2 protein-coding genes are annotated in these 1,445 nt (G+C 62.6%); both read right to left on the bottom strand.

Features of this window, described 5'->3' with window-relative positions:
- On the bottom strand, nt 1-589 hold a 589-nt coding region (locus tag ACFVYN_RS41365), incomplete at its 3' end, for a beta-ketoacyl synthase N-terminal-like domain-containing protein (RefSeq protein ID WP_390008104.1).
- A 63-nt stretch (nt 590-652) separates the two neighbouring features.
- Nucleotides 653-1,445: beta-ketoacyl reductase (locus ACFVYN_RS41360; protein ID WP_390008102.1), on the bottom strand; the 793-nt coding region annotated here is incomplete at its 5' end.

Genomic DNA, 1,445 nt, shown 5'->3' with positions numbered 1-1,445 from the left:
ACGCCGTATCCACCGACACCGCCGGACCCTGCAACCCCAAGCAATACGCCACCCGACCCGAAACCACACTCCCGGCACTACCAGTGCCTCCGGCCCCCTCAACATCGTCACCGAGGATGGTGCCGTAATCGTGGTACATCACCCCGGCATAAACCCCGGTGTCGGAACCCCGAAGCGAGAGCGGATCGATGCCGGCGCCTTCCACTGCCTCCCAGCACGTCTCCAGCAGCAGCCGCTGCTGCGGATCCATCGCCAAGGCCTCACGCGGACTGATCCCGAAAAACTCCGCGTCAAAATCACCAGCCCCGGATAAGAAGCCACCCTCACGGGCATATGAAGGCTCCCGGTCGCCCGATTCCTGCTCATCCCAACCCCGGTCGGCCGGGAAACCCGATATGGCGTCCGTCTCACCGATAACCAACTGCCAGAAGCCGTCCGGATCCTCAACCCCACCTGGGTACCGGCACGCCATCCCCACGATCGCAACCGGCTCATCCACACCGGCATCGACCTTTTGCAGTCGACTGCGCGTCTCGTAGAGTTCAGAAACGACCTGCTTCAGAACGTTTCGCAACTTGTCGTCACTCATCAGTTTCCTCTCGGAAGGAATGAGATGCAGCGGAAGGAGACAGGTTCAATCAGATTCTGGCGGTCATGAAATTCCGAACTCTTTTCCGACGAAGTCGAGAATATCTTCGTCGGAGGCCGTACTGATCCGATTCCTGACCGAGTCAGAGTCTTCAGCTTGTGTCGTTTTCTTCCACTCCGCCAACAAGCTCTGAAGTTGGTTGGTAATGGCTACACGTTCTCCCTCCTCAGCAACGAGGTGAGACAGCGCCGTCTTCAACAGACCGAGATCCTTGAAGATCTGATCAGGCGCATAGGTGGTCGGTTTGCCAATCGCAAGGAGGCTGTCCAAGTGACGGGTGAGGTCGATGGGTGCCGGATGGTCGAAGACCAGGGTGGCGGGGAGCCGTAGTCCGGTCGCGTTGGAGAGCCGGTTACGAAGTTCCAACGCGGTCAGGGAGTCGAAGCCCAGTTCCCGGAACGCCTGCTGGGGTTCGACGCTCTCGGGCCGGGAGTGTCCGAGGACGGCCGCGGCGTGGGTGCGCACGATCTTCAGGAGAGCCTGCTCCCGGTCGGCCTCGTTCAGCACGGCCAGCTGAGCGGCCAGCCCCTCAGCCGCCGCCGGCGCCGCAATCGGCCGTGTACCGGAACTTGTGACCAGGTCCCGGAGAAGTGAGGGTACGCGGCCGCTACGGGAAAGGCCGGTGAATTCCAACCGCGCTGGGATCACCAGAGGTGCGGTCAGGCGGGCTGCGGCGTCGAAGAGTGCCAGGCCCTGTTCGGTGGTCATCGGCTGGATGCCGCCGCGGGTCAGTCGGGACAGCCCGGCGTCGTCCAGGTGCGCGGTGATCGTCGAGCGTTCCGCCCACAGCCCCCAG

The organism is Streptomyces sp. NPDC058307 (assembly GCF_042880295.1).
Classification (GTDB): domain Bacteria; phylum Actinomycetota; class Actinomycetes; order Streptomycetales; family Streptomycetaceae; genus Streptomyces.
Note: the sequence above shows the minus strand (reverse complement) of the source record. Positions and strands in the feature narration are given on the sequence as shown.